The sequence below is a fragment of the Mesorhizobium sp. CA15 genome (genome assembly GCF_020165215.1).
In the GTDB taxonomy this organism is placed as follows: Bacteria; Pseudomonadota; Alphaproteobacteria; order Rhizobiales; family Rhizobiaceae; genus Mesorhizobium.
Genome location: NZ_JAIUHQ010000020.1, coordinates 19,946 through 40,379 on the forward strand (window position 1 = coordinate 19,946; position 20,434 = coordinate 40,379).

General features: G+C 65.1%; 15 protein-coding genes. 10 read left to right on the forward strand and 5 right to left on the reverse strand.

Features of this window, described 5'->3' with window-relative positions; translation table 11 throughout:
• Nucleotides 1–30: 30 nt before the first annotated feature.
• Genes LB515_RS24460 through LB515_RS24480 form a run of 5 tightly spaced genes read left to right on the forward strand, consistent with a single transcriptional unit; the run spans nt 31 to nt 6,235 of the window.
• The gene (locus LB515_RS24460) at nt 31–2,778 is read left to right on the forward strand and encodes a molybdopterin-dependent oxidoreductase (RefSeq protein WP_224709262.1); all 2,748 of its coding nucleotides are present in this window, start codon (nt 31–33) and stop codon (nt 2,776–2,778) included.
• Nucleotides 2,775–4,316 (forward strand): 6-hydroxynicotinate reductase, encoded by a 1,542-nt coding sequence (locus LB515_RS24465; RefSeq protein WP_224709224.1) that lies wholly within the window; start codon nt 2,775–2,777, stop codon nt 4,314–4,316. Before LB515_RS24460 ends, LB515_RS24465 begins: the two co-directional genes overlap by 4 nt.
• Nucleotides 4,316–5,200: a UPF0280 family protein gene (locus tag LB515_RS24470; protein WP_224709225.1), complete on the forward strand. Its 885-nt coding sequence runs from the start codon at nt 4,316–4,318 to the stop codon at nt 5,198–5,200. The genes LB515_RS24465 and LB515_RS24470 overlap by 1 nt, the downstream gene beginning before the upstream one ends.
• Complete coding sequence (locus tag LB515_RS24475) at nt 5,193–5,777, forward strand: amino acid synthesis family protein (protein ID WP_224545264.1); 585 nt, start codon at nt 5,193–5,195, stop codon at nt 5,775–5,777. Before LB515_RS24470 ends, LB515_RS24475 begins: the two co-directional genes overlap by 8 nt.
• Nucleotides 5,774–6,235 carry a MarR family winged helix-turn-helix transcriptional regulator gene (locus LB515_RS24480; protein ID WP_095768135.1) on the forward strand — a complete coding sequence of 154 codons (462 nt, stop codon included), beginning with the start codon at nt 5,774–5,776 and terminating at the stop codon, nt 6,233–6,235. The genes LB515_RS24475 and LB515_RS24480 overlap by 4 nt, the downstream gene beginning before the upstream one ends.
• 261 nt (nt 6,236–6,496) lie before the next feature.
• On the opposite strand, the gene LB515_RS24485 is transcribed toward LB515_RS24480, so the two are convergent.
• Together LB515_RS24485 and LB515_RS24490 are read right to left on the reverse strand one after the other, a co-directional pair.
• Complete coding sequence (locus tag LB515_RS24485; RefSeq protein WP_224709226.1) at nt 6,497–8,185, reverse strand: hydantoinase B/oxoprolinase family protein; 1,689 nt, start codon at nt 8,183–8,185, stop codon at nt 6,497–6,499.
• A 1-nt stretch (nt 8,186) separates the two neighbouring features.
• Nucleotides 8,187–10,259 (reverse strand): hydantoinase/oxoprolinase family protein, encoded by a 2,073-nt coding sequence (locus tag LB515_RS24490; RefSeq protein WP_224709227.1) that lies wholly within the window; start codon nt 10,257–10,259, stop codon nt 8,187–8,189.
• Between the two features lie 221 nt (nt 10,260–10,480).
• Here LB515_RS24490 and LB515_RS24495 point away from each other — a divergent pair, with 221 nt between their 5' ends.
• The 5 genes from LB515_RS24495 (at nt 10,481) to LB515_RS24515 (ending at nt 17,227) form a co-directional block, all read left to right on the forward strand.
• Nucleotides 10,481–11,308, forward strand: a complete 828-nt coding sequence (locus LB515_RS24495) for a ferredoxin--NADP reductase (protein ID WP_224709228.1) — start codon at nt 10,481–10,483, stop codon at nt 11,306–11,308.
• A 448-nt stretch (nt 11,309–11,756) separates the two neighbouring features.
• The gene (gene deoC / locus LB515_RS24500; protein ID WP_224709229.1) at nt 11,757–12,803 is read left to right on the forward strand and encodes a deoxyribose-phosphate aldolase; all 1,047 of its coding nucleotides are present in this window, start codon (nt 11,757–11,759) and stop codon (nt 12,801–12,803) included.
• A 16-nt stretch (nt 12,804–12,819) separates the two neighbouring features.
• Nucleotides 12,820–15,195, forward strand: coding sequence for an aldehyde dehydrogenase family protein (locus LB515_RS24505; protein WP_224709230.1), 2,376 nt, complete (start codon nt 12,820–12,822; stop codon nt 15,193–15,195).
• Between the two features lie 280 nt (nt 15,196–15,475).
• Nucleotides 15,476–16,207, forward strand: coding sequence for an SDR family oxidoreductase (locus LB515_RS24510; protein ID WP_224638021.1), 732 nt, complete (start codon nt 15,476–15,478; stop codon nt 16,205–16,207).
• Nucleotides 16,208–16,381: 174 nt separating this feature from the next.
• Nucleotides 16,382–17,227 carry a fumarylacetoacetate hydrolase family protein gene (locus tag LB515_RS24515; RefSeq protein ID WP_224709231.1) on the forward strand — a complete coding sequence of 282 codons (846 nt, stop codon included), beginning with the start codon at nt 16,382–16,384 and terminating at the stop codon, nt 17,225–17,227.
• Nucleotides 17,228–17,431: 204 nt separating this feature from the next.
• Here the strand turns inward: LB515_RS24515 and LB515_RS24520 are convergent, their stop codons facing one another.
• The 3 genes from LB515_RS24520 to LB515_RS24530 form a co-directional block, all read right to left on the reverse strand.
• Complete coding sequence (locus tag LB515_RS24520) at nt 17,432–18,430, reverse strand: ABC transporter ATP-binding protein (protein ID WP_224709232.1); 999 nt, start codon at nt 18,428–18,430, stop codon at nt 17,432–17,434.
• Between the two features lie 15 nt (nt 18,431–18,445).
• Nucleotides 18,446–19,459 carry a Gfo/Idh/MocA family protein gene (locus LB515_RS24525; RefSeq protein ID WP_263490402.1) on the reverse strand — a complete coding sequence of 338 codons (1,014 nt, stop codon included), beginning with the start codon at nt 19,457–19,459 and terminating at the stop codon, nt 18,446–18,448.
• Between the two features lie 130 nt (nt 19,460–19,589).
• Complete coding sequence (locus LB515_RS24530; protein ID WP_140546948.1) at nt 19,590–20,429, reverse strand: carbohydrate ABC transporter permease; 840 nt, start codon at nt 20,427–20,429, stop codon at nt 19,590–19,592.
• Nucleotides 20,430–20,434: the final 5 nt, after the last annotated feature.

Here is a 20,434-nt window from a genome sequence, read left to right on the forward strand (position 1 = left end):
ATGGCTCAATCCGCCATGGCCCGGTCCGGTATGGACCGCTCCGAGATCGCCTTCGAGGTCAACGGCGCCGCCGTCAGGGTGTCGGTGCCGCCGGTCAGGCGTCTGTCGCAGGTGTTGCGCGACGAGTTGCGGCTGACCGGCACCAAGGTCGGCTGCGATGCCGGCGACTGCGGCGCCTGCACGGTGCTGGTCGACGGCAATCCGGTCTGCGCCTGCCTGTTGGCGGTGGCCTCCGTGGCCGGCGCCTCCGTCACCACTGTCGAGGGCCTCGCCGATGGCCGGCTGTCCGCCTTGCAGGCCTCCTTCCTCGAACATGGCGCAGCGCAATGCGGCATCTGCACGCCCGGCCTGCTTGTGGCGGCCACCGCGCTGCTGGACCGCAATCCCACGCCGAGTGAGGCCGAGACGCAGGATGCGCTGGGCGGCGTCCTTTGCCGCTGCACCGGCTACAGGAAAATCGTCGCGGCGGTGATGCAGGCCTCGCAGCACATGAACAGCCTGGATCTTCGCCTGCCGGAAGCCGGCCATGCCGTCGGTGCCTCGCCGATCCGGCTCGACGGCGTGCCGAAAGTCACCGGCGACGAAAAATTCGGCGGCGATTCCTTCCCGTCCGACGCACTGGCGGTGCTGGTGGTGCGCTCGCCGCATTATCATGCCCGCTTCAGCTTCGGCGATATCGATGCCTGGACCAAGGCGCATCCTGGCCTCACCGGCGCCTTCACCGCCGCCGACATTCCGGGAAAGAATTGCTTCGGCGTCATCGGCCCCTTCGCCGACCAGCCGGCGCTGGCCGATGGTTTTGCGCGCCTGCGCGGCGAGGCCGTGGCCCTGGTGGCCGGCGAGCGCGAAGCGATCCTCGATCTCGACCTGACGGATTTCCCGATCGCCTGGACCGAGCTGCCGCATATGCTGCAGCCGCGCGATGCGAAAGCTGACGGCGCGGCACTGATCCATCCGCACCGACCGGCAAACCTGCTCACCTCCGGCTATGTCGAGCGCGGCGATCCCGATGGCGCGCTCGCCGGCGCAGCGGTCACTGTCTCCGGCGCCATCGAGACCTCCTTTGTCGAGCACGCCTATATCGAGCCGGAAGCCGGCTATGCTTATATGGACGGCGACACGCTGGTCGTCGTCGCCTGCACCCAGGCGCCCTATATGGACCGCGACGACACGGCGAAAGTGCTGGGCCTTCCTGTGGAGAAGGTCCGTATCGTGCCGACGGCCACAGGCGGCGGCTTCGGCTCGAAGCTCGATGTCTCGTTGCAGCCTCTCATCGGCCTCGTGGCGATGAAAACGGGTCGGCCGGCCGCACTTGCCTACACCCGTAATGAATCGATGATGTCGACCACCAAGCGCCATCCGGCCGAAATGAAGGCGACGATCGGCGCCGATGCCGAGGGCCGGGTCACCGGCATGGTCTTCGAGGGCGATTTCAACACCGGCGCCTATGCCAGTTGGGGCCCGACCGTCGCCAACCGCGTGCCGGTGCATGCCTCTGGCCCTTACCTCACGCCAAACTACCGGGCGACGGGCTACGCCATCCACACCAATGGTCCGATCGCCGGCGCCTTCCGCGGCTTCGGTGTGCCGCAAGCCACCATCATGCAGGAAACGCTCTATGACGAGCTCGCCGCCAAACTCGGCATGGATCGTCTCGATTTCCGGCTTAAAAACTGCCTTCGTAACGGACACGAAACGGTCACCGGCCAGCGCCTGGAATCAGGTGTCGGGATCGGCGAATGCCTGGAACAGCTCAAGCCGCACTGGGCGCGTGCGCTGGCGGACGCGGAGGCGTTTAATGCCACCCATACGGCAAGCAAGCGCGGCGTCGGCGTCGCCTCCTGCTGGTATGGCTGCGGCAACACCTCGTTGCCCAATCCGTCCACCATCAAGGTCGGCATCTCGGCCTCAGGCGACGTCGTCCTGCACCAGGGCGCGGTCGACATCGGCCAGGGCTCCAACACTGTCATCAGCCAGATATGCGCCGACGCGCTCGGCCTGCCGCTGGCCAGTTTCAAGCTGAAGAGCGCCGACACCGCCATCACGCCCGATGCCGGCAAAACATCCGCCTCGCGGCAGACTTTTGTAACGGGCAAGGCGGCGGAGAGGGCAGGCCGCGCCCTGCGCGAGAAGATCCTGCGCTTTGCCAATGTCTCGGAACAAGCGACGATCGCGCTCGACGGCACCAGCATCTCCATCCGCGAAGGCGATGCCGCGCGGCGCATCGATCTCGCGGGGCTGAAGGCCGATGCCGATGGCTTCGTTTTCGCTGCGGAAGAAACCTACGACCCGCCGACGCTGCCGCTCGATGCCAAGGGCCAAGGCAAGCCTTACGCGGTCTACGGCTATGGCGCGCAGATCGCCGAGCTCGAGGTCGATCTCAAGCTTGGCACCGTGAAGCTGATCAAGATCACCGCGGCGCATGATGTCGGCAAGGCAATCAACCCGGTCCTGGTCGAAGGCCAGATCGAAGGCGGCATCGCGCAAGGCATCGGCATGGCGCTGATGGAGGAATATATCCCCGGCCGCACCGAGAACCTGCACGACTACCTCATCCCCACCATCGGCGACGTGCCGCCCATCGAACATATATTGGTCGAGGTTCCGGATCCGGAAGGACCGTTCGGCGCCAAAGGGTTGGGCGAGCATGTGCTGATCCCGACCGCGCCGGCGATCCTCAATGCCATTCGCCATGCCACAGGCGTCCTGGTCACCAAGGTGCCGGCGACGCCGAGCCGCATCCTGGCGGCGATCCGCGAGAAGGAGGCGCGCCGATGAGCGAGCTTGCCGAACGTTTCGAAACCCACGATCCCGGTGAGAAGCAGGTGGCGGAAAAGATCCGCTGCGACGCCTGCCCGGTCATGTGCTACATCGCCGACGGCCGCACCGGCGCCTGCGACCGCTACGGCAATGCCGGCGGCCGCATCGTGCGCATGGATCCGCTGACGATCCTCGACCACGCGGCCGAGACCGGCGGCGCGGTCGTGCCGTTCATTGCCGATGGCGAGGCGTGGAACGGCGAGCTGGTCAACACCGGACGCCGCTTCGTCACGGCGATCGGCGCCGGCACCACCTATCCGGACTACAAGCCCGCGCCTTTCATCGTCAGCCAGGAAGTCGAAGGCGTCGATCTCGTCACCGTCGTCACCGAAGGCATCTTCTCCTATTGCGGCGTCAAGGTGAAGATCGACACCGACCGCCACATCGGCGACGAGACGGCGACCGTGCGCTCCGAATGCGAGGCGATCGGCCATGTCACGACCGGCGAATACGGCTCGCAGATGCTGTCGCTTGGCGGCGTCCATCATTTGACCGGCGGCTCGAAAGCGGAGGGACGTGCCACCTGCGACGCGCTGCTCAATCTCTGCAACCGCAAGCCCGTCGAGCTCACCATCGACGGCGGCGCGACGGTCATCGTCGAAGCCGGCAAGGCGCCGGTCATCGACGGCAAGGTCGAGCATCGCATGCGCGTCGGCTGCGGCTCGGCGACCATCGGCATGTTTGCCACGCAATGGCGCGGCCTCGTTGACGAGGTGGTGGTGGTCGACGACCACATCACCGGCGTCGTCTCCGAGCATCAGGCCGGCAAGGTGCTGGGCTGGGAGGATACCGGGATAAAGATCATCGGCCGCCGCTCGACCCCCGGCCGCTATTTCAAGGTGTCCGAGCCCGGCCTCGGCTGGGGCGGCACCACGATCTCTGACCCGCTGTCGATCCTCGGCGATTGGAACGCCAAGAAGGGCGCGCGTCCCGGCCTGTCGCTGCTGATGGTCTCGACGACCGGCGAGCAGTTCGCCTATTACGAGCTCGACGACCAGCTGAAGCCGGTCCAGAAGCCATTTCCCGAGCGGCTGCAAAAGTCCGTTGGCCTGATCGAGGACAATTGCGAGCCGGCGCTGTGCACGGTTCTGTTCATCGGCGGCGCCGGCGGCTCGCTGCGCGCCGGCGTCACCGAAAACCCGGTCAATCTCACCCGCTCGGTGCAAGGGCTGAAGACCTATGTGACCGTGGGCGGCGCGCCGGTCTATGTCTGGCCGGGCGGCGGCATCACGCTGATGGTCGACGTCACCCGCGTGCCGGAAGGCGCCTTCGGCTATGTGCCGACGCCGGCGCTGGTGGCGCCGATCGAGTTCACCATGCGCCGTGACGACTACGTCCGGCTCGGCGGCTACGAGAACGAGATCCGCAGCATCGAGGACATCCTCGCCAAGGGCGGCGAATATCTCAACCCACGCCGCGGCACGGGCGCGCCGGCCGATAACCCCTGGCCGCCGTTGGCGCAACTGCGCCGCGCCGTGGCAAACGGTGCCGGCTGATGAACGGCCCGCAGGCGCATTGGCTTGCCGACGGCAGGCGGCTCCATCTCAACCATGGGCCGATCGATCTGATCGTCGAGGCCTTTGGGGAAGCGGATGAATGCCGCGCCGCCTATGAGCAGGCGGTCGCCCGCTTTCAGACGATTCTGATCGAGGTGGTCGAAGAGCTGCCCGAATTGCGCCTGCCGGCCTTCTTCCTGGCGCCGCGCGACTTCGCCGGCCCGACCGCGCGCCGCATGGAGGCTGCCGTCATGCCGTTGGCAGAATGCTTCATCACGCCGATGGCCGCCGTTGCCGGTTCGGTAGCCGACGAAATTCTCAGCTCAATGCTCGCCGGCCGCCGGCTCGACCGCGCTTACGTCAACAATGGCGGCGACTGCGCTCTCCATCTTGGCATCGGCCAGACGATGACGGTGGCGATCGCCGGCACCGGGCATGGCATGGCCGACCGCGTCTCCATTCGCGCCGAGGACGGCGTGCGCGGCGTCGCCACCAGCGGCTGGCGCGGCCGGTCGTTTTCGCTGGGCATAGCCGATGCGGTCACGGTGCTGGCGCCGACGGGCGCCGAGGCCGACGCGGCGGCAACGCTGATTGCCAACGCCGTCGATCTGCCCGGACATCCCGCCATTGCACGCGCCGCCGCGCGCGATCTGGCGCCAGACAGCGATCTCGGTGAGATGCTGGTGACGCAAAGTGTCGGCCCGCTTGACGCCGCCGAGATTGCGCGCGCGCTGGACAACGGCCTTGCCGTCGCCGAAGATTTTCGCCGGCGCGGTCTGGTCGCCGCCTCGGCGCTGTTTCTGGCGGGCGAGGCCCGCATCAGTGGCTCGGTGACGCTCGCTGCGCCCAATAAACATAAAGCGAAGGAAACTGCCCATGCCTGACTTTCCGATCCGCAAGGTCGCGGTCCTGACCGAGGAGATTTTTCACGATGGCGGCCCCGTCGCGAAAGAACCCCGCCTGCGCGCGGCCGCTCTCGCCGTGGTCAAGAACCCCTTCGCCGGCCGCTATGTCGAGGATTTGCAGGGCGCGATGGAGGACCTGAAGCCGCTCGGGCTTCTGCTCTCGGACAGGCTGATCGCGGCGCTCGGCGGTGACGTGAAGAAGATCGACGGCTACGGCAAGGGCGCCATCGTCGGCACGGCAGGGGAGCTGGAGCACGGCGCGCTGTGGCATGTCCCTGGCGGCTATGCCATGCGCGAGCGCCTCGGCGACGCCAAGGCGATCGTGCCCTCGGCCAAGAAGGTCGGCGCCTTCGGGTCAAGGCTCGACGTGCCGCTTGGCCACATCAACGCCGCCTATGTGCGCAGCCATTTCGACGCCATGGAGGTCGGCATCAGCGACGGCCCGCGTCCGGACGAGATCCTGTTCTGCCTCGCCATGACCTGCGGCCCGCGTGTCCACAACCGCATGGGCGGCCTGGCTGCCGAGGACATCAAGGCATGGGACGGCCTGAGATGAGCGCCGAGGACAATTTGCTGCGGCTGGTCGAAGCCGAAGACGGCGACGAGAACAACTACCACCTGCAGGACCAGGTCGGCTTCATCCTGCGCAAGGCGCACCAGCGCCATGTTTCGATCTTCGCCTCGCATATCGGCGACCTGACGCCGCCGCAATTTGCCGCTTTGGCCAAGCTTTACGACATCGGCGAAACCTCGCAGAACCAGCTCGGAACGCTGATAGCCATGGACGCCGCGACCGTGAAGGGTGTCATCGACCGGCTGAAGGCGCGCGGGCTGGTCGAAGTTTCCAAGCACGAGGTCGACAAAAGACGGCTGCTGGTCAATCTGACGCCGGAAGGCCGCGAGGCGATCGAGCGGCTGATCCCGCTCGCGCGCGCAATCACCGAGGAGACGTTGGCGCCGCTGACGGCCAAGGAAACCGCGACGTTCCTGCGGCTGTTGGCGAAGCTGGCGTGAAGGGTTGCTTTCGAGAGGGTGGCACCTCTAGACGCTGGAGGGACAGCACCCCCTCTGGCCTGCCGGCCATCTCCCCCGCAAGGGGGGAGATTAGCAGCTTCTCACCCGGTGCCCTCCTAAGGCGCTGGCGATTGGCGAAAGTGCCGGTGACATCGATCTCCCCCCTTGCGGGGGAGATGCCCGGCAGGGCAGAGGGGGGTTGGCGGGAACTCGACGTGGGCGATTGGATTGAATCGCGACCTATCCGCCACGCCTGTCCGCCTACAAGTCCACCCCGAACATCTCCCTGGCCTGCTCCGGCGTATAGTAGCCAAGCCTGACGTCCTCGGCGACCAGCTTCGGGTCGCGCTCGCGCGGATCGCCGTAACCGCCGCCGCCGGGCGTGCCGACACGCACGCGGTCCCCGGCCTTGAGCGCGATGTCCTGTTCCTTGGAAAGATGCGGCGGCACATGCGCTTCGCCGCCCCGGAACACGGTGACGCTGTTCGGCGCGCCGTCCCTGCCGCCGAGCGCGCCTTGCGGCCCGAAGCGGCCGTGATCCATGACGAATGATGCGCGCGCTTCGCCGCGCAATAGCTCGACTTCATAGGCGAGCCCGAAGCCACCGCGATGTTTTCCCGCGCCGCCGGAGCCTTCGCGCAAGGCGTAATGCCGGTAGAGCACCGGAAAAGCCTGTTCCATGATCTCGACCGGGGGCGATTTCGAAATGCCGATCGTCGAGCAGCCATTGCTCAACCCGTCATGGCCGGCATTGCCGCCATAACCGCCGCCCGAGATCTGGTACATGACATAGTCGCGCCCGCGCGCCGGATCGTTGCCGCCGAGCGCGAAATTGCCGCTGGAGCCGGCGGGCGCCGCCGTCACCTTTTCCGGCAGCGCCTGCACCATCGCGGCGAATACGGCTTCGGCGATGCGCTGCGAGACCTCCGCCGCGCAGCCCGAGACCGGGCGCGGATATCTGGCGTCGAGGAACGTGCCTTCCGGCCGCTTGACGTTCAGCGGCTCGAAGGCGCCGGCGCTGATCGGCACTTCTGGAAAAATATGCCGCATGGCCAGATAAACCGACGACAGCGTCGTCGCCAGCACGCTGTTCATCGGCCCGGCGCAGGGTTTCGATGAGCGGGCAAAGTCGAAGGTCAGCGTGTCGCCTTGCTTCTCGACGGCGAGATTGATGGTCAGCGGCTCGTTCACCACGCCGTCGGAATCGACGAAGGCCTGCGAGCGGTAGACGCCGTCCGGGATCACGGCGATCGAGGCGCGCATCTGCTCAGCGGCGCGGCGGCGCAGTTCGGCAATGGCCTCAACGACGGTTTCGTCCCCGTAACGATCCAGGATTTCGTTGAGTCTATCCTGGCCGATCAGCAGCGCCGCAGCCTGCGCGCGGATGTCGCCGATGCGCTGGTCGGCGACCCGGATGTTGGAACAGATGATGGCGTAGATCTCCGGATCGAGCGCGCCCTTCTTGAACAGCTTTACCGGTGGCAGGCGCAAGCCCTCTTGCTCGACCGCCGTGGCCGAAGCGGAGAAGCCGCCCGGCACCGAACCGCCAATATCCGGCCAATGACCGGTGTTGGAAAGCCAGCAGAAGATCTTGCCGCGGCGATAGACCGGCATGACGAAGCGCACATCCATCAGATGTGTGCCGCCGAGATAGGGATCGTTGACGATGTAGATGTCGCCGGGCTCCGGCGGCAGGCATCGTCCGTCGGCGATCATTTCGATGACGGTCTTGGTCGAATATTGCATGACGCCGACGAATACCGGCAGGCCCTGGCTGCCTTGCGCGATCAGCGAGCCGTCGACGGCCGAATAGATGCCGTCCGAGCGGTCATTGGCTTCCGCGATGACCGGCGAGAAGGCCGCGCGCGAGAAGGTCAGGTCCATCTCGTCGCAGACCTGCTGCAGCGCCGCCTGCAGCACCGAAAGGGTGATCGTGTCGAGCTTTGCCATCTTAGCCCTCGCCGATGTCGATGATGATGTTGCCGTCGGCATCCGAGCGCGCCCGGTCGCCGGGTTCGAGCACGGTCGTGGCATCCATCTGCTCGAGGATTGCCGGCCCCACAATTGTTGCGTCGAGCGGCAGCTTTTCGCGGGCATAGACCGAGGTGTCGTGCCAGCGCCCGTTGTACCAGACCGGCCGGATTTCGCGCCGCGCCTCTGTTAGCATTGCCGCGCGTCCCGCCGGGTCGATCAGCCGCGACAGGTCGATCTGCGGCCGCACGCCGGTGACCGAGGTGTTGAGGTTGACGAGGTTGGCGCGGATTTCCGGCAGCTCGACCTTGAAGCGGGCGAAATAGGCTTTTTCGAACAGAAGCTGCAGTGTTTCTCGTGAAACCGACGAGGAGGGCAGCGGCACGTTGATGATGTGCGTCTGGCCGACGAACTGCATGTCGGCCGAATGCGTGACGCGGATCGCGTCGGGTTTCACCGCTTCCTTGGCGATCAGCGCTTCGCCCTCGTTACGGTGCCGTTCCAACACCTCGCGAAGCCTAGCTTCGTCGAGGCCGCCGACCGGCTGGTTGATTGTGTTGACGAAGTCATGCCGCAGATCGGCCACAACGCAGCCGAGCGCGTTGGTGATGCCCGGGCGCGCCGGCACGAGCACTCTCGGCAGGCCGAGCTCGCGTGCGAGCGCCGTGGCGTGCAGCGGTCCGGCGCCGCCGAAGGCGAACAGCGCGAAATCGCGCGGATCGTGGCCGCGCGAGACCGAGACCATGCGGATGGCGCCCGCCATCTTCATGTTGCCGAGCCTCAAGACGGCACCCGCCGCTTCGACACCGGAGAGGCCTGTGCGCTTGCCGATCTTCTCCTCGAAAATCCCGGTGACGCGCTCGACCGTGACCGGATTGTCGACGGCGAGCAATTTCTTCGGCGCCAGGCGGCCGAGCACCAGATTGGCGTCGGTGATGGTCGGCTCGATGCCGCCGCGCCCGTAGCAGATCGGGCCTGGGTTGGCGCCGGCGCTTTCCGGGCCGATCTGGATCAGCCCGGCCGCATCGACGCGCGCGATCGAACCGCCGCCGGCGCCCACCGTGTGCACCGCCACCATCGGCACATGGATCGGCATCGCATATTCGATCTCGATCTCGTTGGAGACGGCGGGTTCGGCGTTACGGATCAGCGCCACGTCGGTCGAGGTGCCGCCCATGTCGTAGGTGACGAGATTGCCGAAGCCGGCGCGTTTTCCCGTATAGGCGGCGGCGATAACGCCGGAGGCCGGGCCGGACATCACGGTCTTGGCCGATTCCTGCGTGACGAAGCGGGCCGAGATCATGCCGCCATTGCCGTTCATGATCAGGAAGTCGCGGGCGTAGCCCTTTGCCGCCAGCTCCTTGCGCAGCCGCTCGACATAGCGTTCGAGGATCGGCTGAACCGAGGCGTTGACTGCCGCGGTGACGCCGCGTTCGAACTCGCGCGCTTCCGAAAGCAGCGCATGGCCGGTGGTGATGTGGCCGTTCGGCCAGAGCTCCGCCGCGATCTCGGCGGCGCGCCGCTCGTGCGAGGGGTTGGCGTAGGAATGCAGGAAATGGATGACCAGCGACTCGCAGCCGGCGTCGAGCAGCATCTTCACCGCATCGCGCATCTCGGCTTCGTCGAGTTGAATGCGCACGGCGCCCGACGCCTCGACCCGCTCCGACACTTCCAGCCGAAGGTCGCGGGGAATGACGGGGACAAAAGTGCCCGTCATTCCATAGGCCTGCGGCCTTGTGCGGCGCCCAAGCTCAATCACATCGCGAAAGCCTCGGGTGGTGATCATGCCGGTCCGCGCCAGGCGACGTTCCAGCACGGCGTTGGTCGTAGTCGTCGTGCCATGCACGATGAGGTCGATGCCGTCGATCGGAAAACCGGTGGCGCCAAGTGCCGCGACGACGCCGAAGGCCTGGTTTTCCACCGTGGTCGGTGTCTTTGCGATATGGACCTTGCCGCCCGCCTTGCCGTCGATCAAAAGCAGATCGGTGAAGGTTCCGCCGACATCGATGCCAGCCACGACGTTTCCCGCCGACGCCGAAAATTTCTCATTCATTGCCGAAACCCGAAATGCCAGGACTACGGATATGCCTCGGTTTGGAAAGGCGTTTTACGCCGCCATCTTGACCTGGAGATCATTTGTATACTAATAAATTCCGGACACAAGAGCTTACCGCTTGACAGTGTGCAGGGAGCACGCCGGAACCTGACCGTTCGGGCGCGCAGGAGAAGGTTTGGCGCCAGAAGGTTCCGTCTGGGCCGGAAAGTTGGGTTGGAATGAACACGACATCCGCGTTGAACGTCGCCGGCGCAAAGCCGCTGCAGTTCCCGATCCCGGCCAATGTCTATGCCGAGACCGTGGTGTCGGTGAAGCATTATACCGACCGGTTGTTCTCCTTCCGCATCACCCGTCCGCAGTCGCTGCGCTTCCGCTCCGGCGAGTTCGTCATGATCGGCCTGCCCAATGCCGAGAAGCCGATCTTCCGCGCCTATTCGGTCGCCAGCCCCGCCTGGGACGACGAGCTCGAATTCTTCTCGATCAAGGTCCCTGACGGTCCGCTGACCTCCGAGTTGCAGAAGATCGAGGTCGGCGACACCGTCATCATGCGCCAGAAATCGACCGGCACGCTGGTGCTCGACGCGCTGACGCCCGCCAAGCGCGTGATCATGATCTCGACCGGCACCGGCATCGCGCCCTTCGCCAGCCTGCTGCGCGACCCCGATACCTACGAGAAGTTCGACGAGGTCATCCTCACCCACACCTGCCGCGACAATGCCGAGCTCACCTATGGCCAGGAATTGGTGGCCGGGCTCGAGAGCGACCCGCTGATCGGCGAGCTGACCGGCGGCCGCGTCACGCTCTACAATTCGACGACCCGCGAGGAATCGGCGCGCATGGGCCGCATCACCGCGCTGATCGGCTCGGGCAAGTTCTATTCCGACCTCGGCATCGACAAGCTCAACCCAGAGACCGACCGCATCATGATCTGCGGCTCGATGCACATGCTGAAGGACGTCAAGGAACTCGCCGAAAGCCTCGGCTTCCAGGAAGGCTCGCTCAGCCATCCGGCCAGCTTCGTCGTCGAGCGCGCCTTCGTCGGCTGAGACATATCGCGGTCCGCCTGCTCTGTTGGAGGCGTCTGAGATTAGCGACGGCATTCGCGCTTCGTCATTCTAGGGCGGAGCAAGGAGCGGAGCGACGCGCGCAGACCCTCCATGTCGTTACGCTAAGGCATTGCGGCGGTTACGGAATTCTGCACCGTTGCACTCTGCGGCAGAGGTCACGGCATGGATACTCGGGTCAAGCCCGAGTATGACGAACCCGAGCATGGCGAAGGGATGGGCATTTCGACCAATCTCTAACGCATGGAGCGCCTACCCAGCATGATGTTTTGACCATACGGTCAAAAATCTGCTGCCTGAGCGGGCTTTTTGCGCTATGACCCTTTGAAAGACTCGTGAAGCATCGCTTCACGGGCTATCTTCGTTCGTGCCACCCAATGACACCCACGAAGGCATAAAAGCGCAAAGGCGCTGAGTGAAAGGGCAGGAGATGAGCACGATCCGCGAGGCCGGCGCAGGCGCGCCCAAGGTGATGCCGCTGCCGGCGCGCGCCGCCGCCAACACGCCGCTGCCGCTGGAACACGGCATCGCCCGCAACCCCGGCATGAAGCTTGATCTCGGCTTTCTGGAATCGGTGCGCAGCGTCAACCGCTCGGCGCTGGAGCGTCGGGTCGCGACGCTCACCAAGCGGCGCTCGATCAAGGCCGACAATCAGGCCGCCTGGCTCTTGCGCGCCATCGCCTGCATGGACCTCACCACGCTGAACTCCAACGATACCGACGAGCGCGTGCGCCGGCTTTGCGCCAAGGCGATCAACCCACTGCGTCGCGATATCGTCGAGGGCCTCGGCATATCAGGCGAGGCGATCCGTCCGGCGGCGATCTGCGTCTACCATCCCTTCGTCGCCACCGCGGTCGACGCCGTGCGCGGCACCGGCATCCACGTCGCCGCCGTCTCGACTGCTTTCCCGCACGGCCTTGCGCCGCTCTCCACGCGCCTGCAGGAGATCGAAGCATCGGTGAAGGACGGCGCCGACGAGATCGACGTCGTCATTCCGCGCGGCCTGGTTTATGGCGCCAAATGGCGCGAGTTGTTCAACGAGATCGTCGCCATGCGCGCCGCCTGCGGCGATGCGCATCTCAAGGTCATTCTTGGCACCGGCGACCTCGCCACGCTGCGCAACGTCATGCTCGCCTCGATGGTTGCGATGATGGCGGGCGCCGATTTCATCAAGACGTCGACCGGCAAGGAAAGCGTCAACGCCACGCTTCCTGTCGGGCTTGCCATGGTGCGCGCCATCCGCGCCTATTTTGAGGAGACCGGCTATCTCATCGGCTTCAAGCCGGCCGGCGGCATTTCGACGGCAAAAGTCTCGCTCGACTGGCTGGTGCTGATGAAAGAGGAGCTCGGCCGTCCCTGGCTCGAGCCGGACCTGTTCCGCTTCGGCGCCTCTAGCCTACTCACCGACATCGAGCGCCAGCTCGAACATCATTTGACCGGCCACTATTCGGCCAACCACCGCCACGCGATGGCGTAGGCTACGAGTGCGCCCCATGAACATTCTCGAACGCTATCACGCCATGGAATACGGCCCGGCGCCGGAGGCCCGCAATGAGGCGGATGCCTGGCTCGCCGCACGCGATTTCTCCAAGGCGCTGTTCATCGACGGCGGCTGGAAGCCGGCGGCAAGCGGCAAGACTTTCGACACCAGCGAGCCGTCTTCCGGCAAGCTTCTGGCCGAGATCTCGGATGCCGGCGCCGCCGATATCGACGCGGCGGTCGCGGCGGCAGCAAAGGCGCTGCCAAAATGGTCGGCATCCTCGGGCTACGCCCGCGCGAAAGTGCTCTATGCCATCGGCCGCGCCATGCAGCGCCACCAGCGCCTGTTCGCGGTGCTGGAATCGATCGACAACGGCAAGCCGATCCGCGAAAGCCGCGACATCGACGTGCCGCTGGCGATCCGCCACTTCATCCATCATGCCGGCTGGGCGCAGACGCTGGACAAGGACTTTCCCGACCATAAGCCGGTCGGCGTCGTCGGCCAGGTCATCCCTTGGAACTTCCCGCTGCTGATGCTCGCCTGGAAGATCGCGCCGGCCTTGGCCGCAGGCTGCACGGTGGTGCTGAAGCCGGCCGAATTCACGCCGCTCACCGCCATATTGTTCGCCGAGATCTGCGAGCGGGCCGGCGTGCCGAAGGGCGTCGTCAACATCGTCCAGGGCGGACCGGAGGCCGGTGCGGCCATCGTCAATCATCCCGGCGTCCAGAAGATCGCCTTCACCGGCTCTTCGGAAGTCGGCAAGATCATCCGCAAGGCCACCGCCGGGTCGGGCAAGAAGCTTTCACTGGAGCTTGGCGGCAAGTCGGCCTTCATCGTCTTCGAGGATGCCGATCTCGACAGCGCCGTCGAAGGTCTGGTCGACGGCATCTGGTTCAACCAGGGCCAGGTCTGCTGCGCCGGCTCGCGCTTGCTGGTGCAGGAAGGCGTTGCGGAGGCCTTCATCGCCAAGATCAAGGTCAGGATGAGCCGGCTGCGCGTCGGCAGCCCGCTCGACAAGAACACCGATATCGGCCCGCTGGTCGACCGCACCCAGCTCGACCGCGTCAAGGGCCTGATCGCGGAGGGCGCGAAACAAGGCGCCGTCTGCTGGCAGCCGGACGCCGCTTTGCCATCCTCCGGCTATTATCACTTGCCGACGCTGGCGACGGGTGTTTCGCCGGCTAATATTCTGGCGCAGGAAGAGGTCTTCGGCCCGGTTCTGGCGACGATGAGCTTCCGCAACACCGAGGAAGCGATCGAGCTTGCCAACAACACGCGCTACGGCCTTGCCGCGTCCGTTTGGAGTGAGAACATCAACCTTGCCTTGCATGTCGCGCCGCAATTGAAGGCGGGCGTGGTTTGGGTCAACGGCACCAACATGTTCGACGCCGCCTGCGGCTTCGGCGGCTATCGCGAAAGCGGCTTTGGCCGTGAAGGCGGCCGCGAAGGCATGTTCGAATATCTCGCCGCCAAGCTGCCGGTCGGCCCCGCCATCAAGCCGGCCGCGGCCGGCTCGGCCCAGCCGGTCGAGCAGGCCGACGGCTTGGCCATCGACCGCACGGCAAAACTGTTCATCGGCGGCAAGCAGGTGCGCCCGGATGGCAATTACTCGATCGCCATTGCCAGCGCCAAGGGCAAGCTGGCAGGCGAAGTCGGTCTCGGCAACCGCAAGGATATCCGCGACGCCGTCGCAGCCGCGCGTGGCTGCAAGGCCTGGCCGGAGGCGACGGCCTTCAACCGCAGCCAGGTGCTTTATTACTTCGCCGAGAACCTGTCGGGCCGCGCCGACGAGTTTGCCGCGCGCCTTGTCCAACTCACCGGCGTCGGCGCCAAGGCCGCGCGCGAAGAGGTCGAGCAGTCGATCGAGCGGTTGTTCCTGTATGCCGGCCTCACCGACAAGTTCGAAGGCCGCGTGCACCAGCCGCCGGCCCGTGTCGTGACGCTCGCGCTGCATGAGCCCGTCGGCGTCGTCGGCATCGTCGCGCCGGACAACCAGCCGCTTTTGGGCTTCATCTCGCTGGTCGCGCCGGCGCTCGCCATGGGCAACACGGTTGTTGCCGTCCCGTCGGAGCGCCACCCGCTGCTGGCCACCGACCTCTACCAGGTGATCGAATATTCCGACATTCCGGCCGGCGCGATCAACATCGTCACCGGCCGCAGCGCCGAGCTTGCCGGCGTGCTGGCCAAGCATGACGACGTCGACGGGCTCTGGGTCTTCGCCGATGCCGACACCTGCGCCAAGGCTGAAGCCGACTCCATCGGCAATCTCAAACGCGTCTGGACCGGCAATGGCCGCAGCCTCGACTGGGCCTCGGGCGAGGCGGCCGGCGAGGCCATCCTGCGCCGCGCCATCGAGGTCAAGAATGTCTGGGTGCCTTACGGCGATTGATCGCTTACGAAGCGCGGCGTGCCCGAATGGTCCCGGGCAGCGGAACTTGTTGCCCGGTTGTCATACAAGTCCTTGCGCCGCGACAGACTATATGCATTAAAGCAGCTGCCGCGAAGGTGATGGCGTTCGGGCTTGACGCTTGTGCGGGTGTTCTTTAACCAGAAAAAACATCTTTATCTATGGGCAAGAACTTAGGCCGTACGGTGCTGACGGTCTGGCGCATGACGCCCGGACTGGCCATCAATAGACGCGGACGCACCAGGCAGGTGAGGAGAAAAGCATGGCGGATCTGGCAGGTAAGGTGGTCGTCGTCACCGCGGCGGCGCAAGGCATCGGCCGGGCGAGCGCGCTGGCTTTCGCCAAGACGGGCGCGACCGTTCACGCCACCGATATCAACGAGCCGCTGTTGGCCGAGCTGGGCAAGACGCCTGGCATCAAGATACGCAAGCTCGATGTGCTGAACGATGCGGCCGTCGCTACTGCCTTCGCCGAGATCGGCCAAGTCGACGTGCTGTTCAACTGCGCCGGTTTCGTCCATGGCGGCTCCATCCTCGAGATGAAGGACGAGGATCTCGACTTCGCGCTCGACCTCAATGTCCGTTCGATGATCCGCACCATCCGCGCCGTGCTGCCGGGCATGCTGGAGCGCGGCGACGGCTCGATCATCAACATGGCCTCGCTGGCAAGCTCGCAAAAGGGTGTGCCGAACCGCTTCGTCTACGGACTGACCAAAGCAGCCGTGGTCGGCCTGACCAAGGCGGTTGCCGCCGATTATGTCGCCAAGGGCATACGCTGCAACGCGATCTGCCCGGGCACGGTCGAAAGCCCGTCGCTTCAGGACCGCATGCATGCCCAGGGCGACTATGAGGCAGCGCGCGCGGCCTTCATCGCCCGCCAGCCCATGGGCAGGCTTGGCACGCCTGAGGAGATCGCCGATCTCGCCGTCTATCTTGCTGGCGCAACCTACACGTCGGGGCAGGCCTATAATATCGATGGCGGCTGGTCGATCTGACGAGAGGCTCGGATATCGGTGGGGCGGTCGGATCGAAACGTCTGAAAATCTCGACGATTTGGTCGGCATAGCAGCGAGGCTTGCTTGCCGTGGACGGGGTCGGCAACTACGGTCCGCTGGCTTTGATGGGAATTTGCAAAACCGGCCCTTGGCCGCAAGGTGGAGAACGTTGAGATGAAGTTGTTGCGCTATGGCGAAGCTGGCAGCGAGAAGCCCGGCCTGCTCGATGCGGATGGGGTGATCCGCGACCTTTCGGCTCATGTCGCCGATATCGCCGGCACGGCGCTTCATCCGGCCTCGCTGGAGATGCTCTCGAAGCTCGATCCGAAGTCGCTACCGGTGGTCCCCGGCAAGCCGCGCCTGGGCGCCTGCGTCGCCGGCACCGGCAAGTTCATCTGCATCGGCCTGAATTATTCCGATCACGCTGCCGAGACCGGCGCCACCGTGCCGCCGGAGCCGATCATCTTCATGAAGGCAAGCTCGGCGATCGTCGGGCCTGATGATGACGTGCTGATCCCGCGCGGTTCGGTCAAGACCGACTGGGAAGTCGAGCTCGGCGTGATCATTGGCAAGACGGCAAAATATGTCTCGCAGGATGACGCGCTGGACTATGTCGCCGGCTATTGCGTGGCGCATGACGTCTCCGAGCGCGCCTTCCAGGCCGAGCGCCAGGGCCAGTGGACCAAGGGCAAGTCCTGCGACACCTTCGGCCCGACCGGCCCCTGGCTGGTCACCAAGGACGAGGTCGCCGACCCGCAGAACCTCAAGATGTGGCTGACCGTCAACGGCAAGACCATGCAGAACGGCTCGACCAGGACCATGGTCTTTGGCGTGAAATATCTGGTCGCCTATCTCAGCCAATTCATGTCGCTGCATCCCGGCGACATCATCTCCACCGGCACCCCGCCCGGCGTCGGCCTCGGCATGAAGCCGCAGGTGTTCCTGAAGCCCGGCGACGTCGTCGAGCTCGGCATCGAAGGGCTCGGCCAGCAGAAGCAGACCTTCAAGGCGGACGAGTGACGCCGACCTCGCCTTCTCCCCTTGTGGGAGAAGGTGGATCGGCGCGCAGCGCCGAGACGGATGAGGGGTGCTCCAGCGGAGTGCCGCCTTGAAGATTGAAGATATCCCACGCTACATTCTGCCGCGACGAGATCCTTCCAACACCCCTCATCCGGCCGCTTCGCGGCCACCTTCTCCCACAAGGGGAGAAGGGGAAGCCGCCGCCTACCTCAGCACCTTCCCATCCGCCCCAAACCGATACGTCTTCGCCGCATCCGGGGTCGCGTAGAGCGTCGCGCCCGGCTCGGCGTTGTAGACGCCGAAGATGCGCACGGTGATCAGCCCGGCCTTCTCGCAGTCGAGATAGAGGTTGGTGTCGGCACCGAGATGCTCGGCATGCACGACCGTGCCTTTCCAGGCGCCCGACGTTGCGTCGACTGTGACGTGCTCCGGCCGCACGCCGATGGTCTTGGCCGTCTCGCCAAGCCTGGCACCGTCGATGAAATTCATCTTCGGCGAGCCGATGAAGCCGGCAACGAATTCGTTGGCCGGCGAATTGTAGAGCTCCATCGGGCTGCCGATCTGCTCGATGCGTCCGGAGTTGAGCACCACGATCTTGTCGGCCAGCGTCATCGCTTCGACCTGGTCGTGGGTGACGTAGATCATCGTCGCCTTCAGCCGCCGGTGCAGCTGCGCGATCTCAAGTCTGGTGTTGACGCGCAACGCGGCATCGAGGTTAGACAATGGTTCGTCGAAGAGGAACAGCTTCGGCTCGCGCACCACGGCGCGGCCGATGGCGACGCGCTGGCGCTGGCCGCCCGACAGTTCCGCCGGGCGCCGCTCGAGATAGGGCTCCAGCGACAGCATCGCGGAGGCGATCTTGATGCGCCGCTCGATCTCGGCCGCCGGCGTGCCGGCCTGCTTCAGGCCAAGCGCCATATTGTTCTTCACCGTCAGATGCGGGTAGAGCGCGTAGGTCTGGAACACCATGGCGATGCCGCGTTTGGCCGGCGGCGTGACGGAAACGTCCGTGCCGTCGATCAGCACGCGGCCGGAGGTCGAATCTTCCAGGCCGGCGATGACGCGCAGCAGCGTCGATTTTCCGCAGCCGGACGGGCCGACGAAGACGACGAACTCGCCGTCCGTCACTTCGAGGTTGATGCCCTTCAGCACCTCGACCGGCCCGAAAGCCTTCTTCACATTCTCGATCTTCAGCGAACCCACGGCGTCTTCCCTGTTCTAGAGTTTCACGGCGTTGCCGCTGTGCACGCTCTCGTCGGCGGCAAGGCAGACGGCGAGCGATTTCACGGCATCGTCCATGTGGCGGGTGAGGTCGATGTTTTCGCGGATGGCCTTGAGCAGGAAGGCCTGTTCGAGCTCGCAAAGCTCCTGGTGGCCCGGTTCGCCTTCCATCGACAGCAGCTGGTCTTCCGTAGCGAATTTGCCGTCCGGCCCAGTCGCCGCGCTATGCAGCCTAATCGTCGAGGTCTTGGTATGGGTGTCGATGTCGTCGGACCTGACGCCCTCCTTCATCACGATCGAGACGCAGCCCTTGGGCGACATGACGTCCTTCACGAAGAAGGCCGTCTCCGAGATCATCGGCCCCCAGCCGGCCTCGTACCAGCCGACCGAGCCGTCCTCGAACAGCACCTGCAGGTGCCCGTAATTGTACATTGACGGCGCCACCTCGTCGCTCAGCCGCACCCCCATGCCGCGTACTTCGACGGGTCTCGAGTCGGTGATCTGCAGCATCACGTCGAGATAATGCACGCCGCAATCGACGATCGGCGACGTCGTCTGCATCAGCTGCTTGTGCGTCTCCCAGGTGTGGCCGGAGGATTGCTGATTGAGGTTCATGCGGAAGACATATGGGCCGCCGAGCTTGCGGGCCTCGGCGATCAGCCGCACCCAGGACGGATGGTGACGCAGGATATAGCCGATCACCAGTTTCTTGCCGTTGGCCTTCGCGGCATCGACGACTCGCTTTGCGTCGGCAACCGTGGTCGCCAGCGGCTTCTCGACGAAGACATGGCAGCCGGCCTCGAAGGCCCGCACCGCATAGTCGGCATGGCTGTCGGAATAGGTGGCGACCGCCGCGACATCCGGCTTCTCGTCCCGCAGCGCGTCGTCAAAGGAGCGCCTTATGCCGTAGCCGGCGAGCCCGTCCGGCAGCGGCACGTCGGAACGGTTGACGAGTGCGGCGATCTCGAAGCCTGGGTTGCTGTGGTAGGCGAGCGCATGGCTGCGGCCCATATTGCCGAGGCCGGCGACGACTACCCGTAGAGGATTTGCGACACGAAGAGAGGTTTTATCGCTCACCTGACTGCTCCATTTTTTCCTGAGAGGGTGAAGCGCAGCCCTATCAAAAGTTGGCTATTGCGGCTCACTTCACCGCTCCCGACGTGATGCCGCGGATCAGCTGCCGCGAGAAGATGACATAGAGGATCAGCACCGGCAGGATCGCCAGCGACAGCGCCGCGAGGATCGCGTTCCAGTTGGTGACGAACTGACCGAGGAAGAGCTGCGCGCCGAGCGTCACCGTCTTGGTCTCCTCCGAAGGCGCCAGGATCAGCGGGAACCACAGATCGTTCCAGATCGGGATCATGGTGAAGACGGCGACGGTCGCCATGGACGGACGCACCAGCGGCAGCACCAGCCGGAAGAAGATCGTGTATTCCGAAAGCCCGTCTATGCGGCCTGCATTCTTCAGGTCGCTGGACACCTGCTTCATGAATTCCGAAAGGATGAAGATCGCCAGCGGCAGGCCTTGCGCGGTATAGACCAGGATCAGCGCCGTCAGCGTGTTGACCAGCCCGGTAGCCACCATCAATTGCAGGATGGCGACAGTGCCGAGCCTAATCGGGATCATGATGCCGAGCGCGAGGTAGAGCCCCATCATCGTGTTGCCGCGGAAGCGGTATTCCGACAGCGCGAAGGCAGCCATCGCGCCGAACAGAAGCACGAAGAACAGCGAGGCGACGGTGACGACGAGGCTGTTCTGGAAATAGTGGATGAAGTCGCCCTGGCCGATCACCGTGGTGTAGCCGATCAGGTCGAAGGTCTTCGGCGTCGGCGGCGTCAGCGGCGCGCCGAAGATGCCCGCGCGCGACTTGAACGAATTCATCACCACCAGGATCACCGGAAACAGCGCGATCGCCGTGTAGGTCAGGAGGATCGCATGCGCGCCGATGGCGCGGGGAAGCGAACGTGTGGCTGTGCTCATGGTGC